The following is a 6,163-nucleotide window of genomic DNA, read 5'->3' on the forward strand; positions in this document are numbered from 1 at the left end:
ACCACGTCCAACATCCAGGGAATTTTCAAAGCCCATCTTCGCGGAGAATTACACGCCCGCTGACAGGCCCTGACCCTGCGACGTGAACCCAAGGCCAACGTCGAGCGCTACGATGCCCTGCGCAGCAGGGAGACCGCCCGTGCGTCATGATCCCGCCAGCGCCGCCGTCGTGGTCATGCTGCGCGGCCTCAAGATGTACGGCATGGCCCAGGCCGTCAGCGACCTCATCGAGCAGGGCGCCCCGGCCTTCGATGCGGCCGTGCCGATCCTGTCCCAGCTGCTGAAGGCCGAGGTCGCCGAGCGAGAGGTGCGCTCGATCACCTACCAGACCAAGGCAGCGCGCTTCCCGGCCTACAAGGACCTCACTGGCTTCGACTTTGCCTCCAGCGAGGTCAACGAGGCGATGGTTCGTCAGCTTCACCGCGGCGACTTCATCGACGGCGCCAACAACGTTGTGCTGATCGGTGGGCCCGGCACCGGCAAGACCCACATCGCCACGGCCCTCGGCATCCAGGCCGTCGAGCATCATCGCAAGAAGGTGCGGTTCTTCGCCACCGTCGACCTGGTCAATGCCCTCGAGCAAGAGAAGGTGCTGAACCGTGCCGGCCAGATCGCCGATCGGCTGCTGCGCCTCGACCTCGTGATCCTCGACGAGCTGGGCTACCTGCCGTTCAGCTCATCGGGCGGTGCCTTGCTCTTCCACCTGCTCAGCAAGCTCTATGAGCGCACCAGCGTCATCATCACCACCAACCTGAGCTTCAGCGAATGGGCCGGCGTGTTCGGCGATGCCAAGATGACCACCGCGCTCCTCGATCGGCTCACCCATCACTGCCACATCCTGGAGACCGGAAACGACAGCTTCCGCTTCCGGGCCAGCAGCGCCGCAGTCCCCAAATCACGAAAGGCCAAATCACCCGCTTGACCCCACCCCCGCACCGGGGGACACATATCCACCCGGGTCAATTCTCGATGGAAATCCCGGGTCACTTCTCAGTGGCAATCAACATCTTGTACTTGGCCAGCAACGGGACCGTCGTGTCGTCGGCGTGGAGCCGGTCTGCCGCCAGAACATGCGCTTCAAGCAGCAGGAACAGGGGCCGGGTTACCGCAGCAACGGCACCAACCTGGTCGGCCAGCGTCGACAGGCTCAGCGGGATGCCTTCCGCTTCAAGCCGGTCGCGCTGACTGTTGAGCGGCTGATGCAGGCCGTACTTCTGGAAGACGAGGTTGGCGAGGAAGTGCGGGCCGAACATTCCGCGCGGCGTCACATGGAAGGGCGCCGGGGGTTGGCTGATCTTCTCGCATTGCCGGCACGAGACTTTCTCGCGGATCGTGCGGATCACCTTGTGACGTGCCGGTACCTTCTCGAGCGTCTCGGTGATGTCGGGGGGCAGACGGCCAAGATCATCCGATCCGCAGCACGGGCATTGCTCGCTCGCCGGGATGACCACGTCCTCGCGGGGCAGGTCCGCGGGGAAGTCCCGCCGGGTGCCACGCTTGCGGGTGAAGGCGGCAACGCTCGTGGTCTTGGCCGCGGCGATTTCGCCTTCGATCTCGGCGGCGCTGGCGTCGGCCTCCAACTCCTCGAAGGCGATCTCCAGCTGTTCGAGCAGGCGGCGGCTACGCTCGGAGCTGGCGCCATATTTGTCGCGGCGCATCTTCTCATTCATCAACTCAAGGTGCGCGTTGCGGGCTAGCAGATCGGCGTTGACCGCCCGGACCCTGGCCAACTCGGCCTCGGCCTCAAGTGCATGGGCCTGCGTCCTGTCTGCCCTTTTCCGAGCGGCAGCAAGCTCGGCGCGTAGCTGCAAAAGCTCGTCGGATGCATCGCTCGCCGGCATGCGTCCGCATAGCACAAGGGGCTCTAAAACCCCAGTGTTTTCGCCATTCTTGCCCCAGTTGGCCGCTAATTCGAGGCGCCCGGATTCTCATCCTGATTGTCGCGGACGTCGTCAGCCCACCTGCTTGGGGCGCCACGTCTCTTGCGGTGCCCGCCAGTCGATCCCCTCGAGTAAACAGGCCAGCGCCGACGCGGGTATAGCCACCGTCCCGTCTTTCGCCGCCGGCCATACATACCGGCCCCGTTCCAGGCGCCGGCTGTACAACGACATCGCCAGGCCATCGTGCCACAGGATCTTGCACAGGGATCCACTGCGCCCCCTGAACACGAACAGATCGCCAGCGTGTACATCCTTCTTCAGCACCTGCTGCACCTGCAGGGCGAGCGAGCGCATTCCCCGACGCATATCGGTATGACCCAGCGCCAGCCAGATCCGCGCATTGCTCGGAACCGGGATCATTGCGACAGCGCCTGCAATACAGCGGTTGCCAATGCAGCCGGCGCATGTTCGGCGATCTCTACTTCCGCCCGCCCCAAGCGTACCCTGATCGCACAGGGCTTGGCCCCGCTATCGCCAGCATCGCCCTGCACGACGACTTGCGCAAAGCCCCCTACTTCGCCACCCCGCGCAAAGCCCAACTCCCTGCGCCAACGGTAAAGCTGGCTCGGATGAACATCGACCGCACGGGCCACGTGCGACACCACCGCACCCGGCGCAAACGCCCGCGCAACCAGCGATATCTTATCCGCATCATCCCATCGCCGCCGCCGCTGCGCGCCCGCGAATACCGTCACCTGACCCAACGCTCGCCTTTCGCACCAGTGCTAGCACCAGAATTAGCACCAATGCTTACATCCACTATTGGCGAGCATCCTCAAGGCGGCCGCTATCGGAGGCGTACGCGACAGACTGATCGAGCAATTCTGCTTTCGACAACGTGATGCGGCTGCCGATGAGTTCCTTGAGATTTTCGACCTGCATGAACCCAGCCCGCTTTCTGCCATTCAACCGTTAGAAAGTCCTTCAGCTCCGGCTCCCGCCACACGGGAGCCGGAGCCGCGACGCATGTGATCAGAACTTCTTCGAGATCCCGAACTGGACCATGCGGCCCAACGTGAGGCTGCCGATATAGCCGTACTGTGCGGCGATCGGATCTCCGCGATAGACCGGCGGCGCCGTGTTGAAGACGTTGTCGACGTTCAGCGTGAGCTGGAGGTCGCTGGCAACGCCCTCGCCCTTCAGGTCGTATCGAAAGAAGAGGTTGAAGACATTGAAATCGCCAACCTTCGTCTGCGTTGTGTACGACTGTCCCGTGATCGTCGTGCCGTTGAAGCCAACCGCGGGGCTGAGCTTGAAGCCGGACGTGTGGTTCAGCACCACCTGGCCGAACAGATTGCCGACCTGGGCGCCGACCGAACCGCGCAGGCGGAACATGCTCACGTTGGGCTCGTCGGAATACGGCGCACCCGCGGCGGGCTGACGCTTGCGGCTCAATTCGTAGTTCGCGTTGCCGGCGAGATTGATCGACCCGAAGCTTGTGTCGATGTCGTAGCTCCCTGAGAAATCGAGACCATGGGTCTTGAAGTTCTCAAGGTTCCGCTTCCGTAGATCGATGATCGCATAGAGATCAGCGATGTTCGCAGGGGGAGCGTTACGCACCAGGGATACGCTGCCCAGCAGGTTGGCCAGATCGGTCGCACTGAACGATCCGCCAGCCTGATTTCCAGCGAAGGTGACGATGCTGCGGAAGGCACCATAGACGTTGGCCGCGTCGGTCGGTGGGAGGCGAATGACGCCCTTCAGATCGATCTTGTAGAAGGTCGTGCTGAAGTTGAAGCCAGGCAGGAAGGGCGGTTGCACGTCGAAGCCGAGCGAGAGCGTCTTCGCCTTCTGCGGCTGGATGTCCGCGGCATTGCCCTGCACGAAAGCGGCTACCGAGCCCGGCCGGATGTTCGGCAGCGGTCCGCCATTGGCGGCAAGCAGGGCCGCCGGTGGGAGGCGCGCGGAGAACGAGATGTTGCTCACGATCGTGCCAGGAGCATCCGCGAGGCTCGGCGCGTTGAACGACTTGCCGTAGGCTGCGCGGAACTTGAGCCAGTCGACCGGGCGGTAGGTCAGGCCGAACTTCGGATTGAAGGTGCTGCCGACGTCGCTGTAGTGATCATAGCGGCCAGCCACCGAGAGGGTCAGCTCCTCAAGCATGGTAGTGGCATTGTCCGCGCCGAAGATCGGCACGACCAGCTCGCCGAACACCGATTTGACCGTGCGGCTCAGGCCGATCGGCGCGATAGGCGCGATGGCCGGCCGAATGACCGTCGAGACACCGAGCGTGTTTGGCAGCGAAACTGCTGCCGAGCCACTCGTTGGCGAGAGACGCGAGACCTGGTCCTGCGTCAGGATATGGTACTTCTCGTTATAAATCTCGGCGCCGACTGCGACCTTGACGCCGCCGCCGGGAAGCTGGAACAGCTCGCCATCGACCACCGCGCGCAGGTCCGCGAGGTCCTGCTTGGTGCGCGAATACAATTCGGAATCGTTGATCACGGCAAGCGCGGCCGCGTTGCTTGCGCCCGGATCGTAGGGATTGAACAGTCCTGCCGAGATCGCGTTTGCGAGAGCCGTGGTATTGAAATTGGTCAGGATGCTTTTGCTGTCGCTGCGCGAGTAGCTGCCCATTACGCGCGCTTGCCAGCCGCTCCCGAGATCCGCCGTGAACGTGGGCGTGAAGCCCCAGGTGTCAAGATCGACCGTCTGTGTCTGAGCGTCGAGCGGACCGTACTGGAAGAATACGGACTGGCTGGTTTCCGTGCCGACACGATGCGCATCGAAGATCGACGCATTGGCCGCGGTGCGGGTGATCGTCTGCGGCTGCCCCTGCTGCACGCGATAGGGACCGGTGACGATGTCGATCGCTCCGGTTGTGTAGAAGCCCTTGATTTCGAAAGAAAGCGAATCGCTGAGCTGCTGCGAGACGCTCGCCAGCACGGAATGACGATGTTCCTTCGGATAGAAGGTGATGTCGTCGCTGTAGTCGCACTGATTGATGCGACCTAGCGCAGCGGCGGCCGTCGCCGTCGTATAAGGCAGGCCGTAGTACGCCGAGGTTCCGACGCGGACATTGCCGGGGCTGCACTGCAGGTTGGTCAGTCCCGGAAAGCCTGTCTCCGACGGGTACTGGCGCACGTAGTCGCGATCGCGGCCGTAAAGGTCGTCGTGCTCGGTGTAGGTGTACGATACATAGGCCGAGCCCCCGTCCCACTTCTTGCCGACGGTGGCGCTGGCGTCGAGCTGATAGTAGTTCTTGGCGAAGCCATAGTGGCCGTCGACCTTCACGCCGTCGAATTCCTTCATCGTGATGAAGTTGATCACGCCGGCGACGGCGTCCGAACCATAAACGGCCGACCCGCCGTCGGGAACGATTTCCAGGCGCTCGATCGCACCGGGCGGGATGACGTCAGGATCGGGCGACGTCGAAAGGATACCCATGCCGACCAGGCGGTGGCCGTCCATCAGGACCAGCGTGGTCGAACCGCCCGACGTATTGAAGCCCGGCAGCGTGCGCAGGTTCGGCCGGTTGCTGGTGATCTGGTTGCCGAAGCCGGTCGGGGACTGGAGATTGTTGAAGGAGCCGAGCTGCGGCACCGACTGCAGGAGCTGCGCGGTGGTGGTCGCGCCGGTGGCCGTCACGTCGGCCTGGGTCACACCGATGACGTTGGTGCCCGGAGGCGCGATGCCGCGGACAAGCGTACCAGTCACCACGATGTCGTCGGCGAGCGTTGCCTGGTCGGTGTTTTCAGATTGGGCGGTGCCTTCGCCAGCCGCGGCCTCCTGTGCCCAGGCGGCGGTAGGCGCGGCCGCAGCGGCCAGAGAGAGCGCGAGGGCGGCGTGCGCGACACCTGGCGCGAAATGACGACGTGAATGCGGGTTCATGGTCCCCTCCCTTTTTGTAATCTTAGTTTTTGCTGCGCGTCCGGAGCGCAGGCCCCGTCACTTGCGCGAACGATCACTCCGACCACTGCCTCGTCAACGCACGCCGGCAGTTGCTGCCATTATGTGGCAACGGTGTGTAATTTCGTTTGTCGGTATCGTGCGCGTGGATCAGTGAAGTAGGGGCTGGGACTCTGCCGCCAGCTCGGTTGTGCGGACACGACGCCCCCTCATGACCGAGCTGCTGTCACGATAGGCGGTGAGCGATTCGCGAAGGACAGTTCATGAAGCGACCTGGGCGCGTCCAATTTGCTGGTCGCTTGGCGACAGCCTGTAGCGCGACGATTACGGAGTCCGGTCGGCGTCAATTTTGATGGCCGATAGGTGGCCGCGCC

Annotated in this window: 5 protein-coding genes and 1 pseudogene; 1 reads left to right on the forward strand and 5 read right to left on the reverse strand. The window is 63.4% G+C overall.

The features are described 5' to 3' along the window. Positions 1–139 precede the first annotated feature (139 nt). Positions 140–922 (forward strand): IS21-like element helper ATPase IstB, encoded by a 783-nt coding sequence (gene istB / locus PYV00_RS16000; protein ID WP_275229307.1) that lies wholly within the window; start codon positions 140–142, stop codon positions 920–922. An 85-nt stretch (positions 923–1,007) separates the two neighbouring features. Here istB and PYV00_RS16005 read toward each other — a convergent pair. The 5 genes and pseudogenes from PYV00_RS16005 to PYV00_RS16025 all read right to left on the reverse strand — a co-directional run. Continuing rightward, a pseudogene (locus PYV00_RS16005) lies at positions 1,008–1,841 on the reverse strand (IS66 family transposase); the annotation flags it as partial. Positions 1,842–1,952: 111 nt separating this feature from the next. Then, positions 1,953–2,300, reverse strand: coding sequence for an IS66 family insertion sequence element accessory protein TnpB (gene tnpB / locus PYV00_RS16010; protein ID WP_275229308.1), 348 nt, complete (start codon positions 2,298–2,300; stop codon positions 1,953–1,955). Further along, complete coding sequence (locus PYV00_RS16015) at positions 2,297–2,635, reverse strand: transposase (protein ID WP_275229311.1); 339 nt, start codon at positions 2,633–2,635, stop codon at positions 2,297–2,299. The genes tnpB and PYV00_RS16015 overlap by 4 nt, the downstream gene beginning before the upstream one ends. A gap of 64 nt (positions 2,636–2,699) precedes the next feature. Continuing rightward, a complete protein-coding gene (locus tag PYV00_RS16020; RefSeq protein ID WP_275229309.1) occupies positions 2,700–2,822 on the reverse strand; it encodes a hypothetical protein in 123 nt (40 codons plus the stop codon). 90 nt (positions 2,823–2,912) lie between these two features. Then, positions 2,913–5,771 carry a TonB-dependent receptor plug domain-containing protein gene (locus PYV00_RS16025; RefSeq protein WP_275229310.1) on the reverse strand — a complete coding sequence of 953 codons (2,859 nt, stop codon included), beginning with the start codon at positions 5,769–5,771 and terminating at the stop codon, positions 2,913–2,915. Positions 5,772–6,163: the final 392 nt, after the last annotated feature.

This window comes from Novosphingobium album (ex Liu et al. 2023) (genome assembly GCF_029076845.1).
Lineage (GTDB): Bacteria > Pseudomonadota > Alphaproteobacteria > Sphingomonadales > Sphingomonadaceae > Novosphingobium.

What these genes read in the sequence shown, in the direction of transcription:
- tnpB (WP_275229308.1), bottom strand. Translation starts at nt 2,300, where the DNA reads ATGATCCCGGTTCCGAGCAATGCGCGGATCTGGCTGGCGCTGGGTCAT.
- PYV00_RS16020 (WP_275229309.1), bottom strand. Translation starts at nt 2,822, where the DNA reads ATGCAGGTCGAAAATCTCAAGGAACTCATCGGCAGCCGCATCACGTTG.
- PYV00_RS16025 (WP_275229310.1), bottom strand. Translation starts at nt 5,771, where the DNA reads ATGAACCCGCATTCACGTCGTCATTTCGCGCCAGGTGTCGCGCACGCC.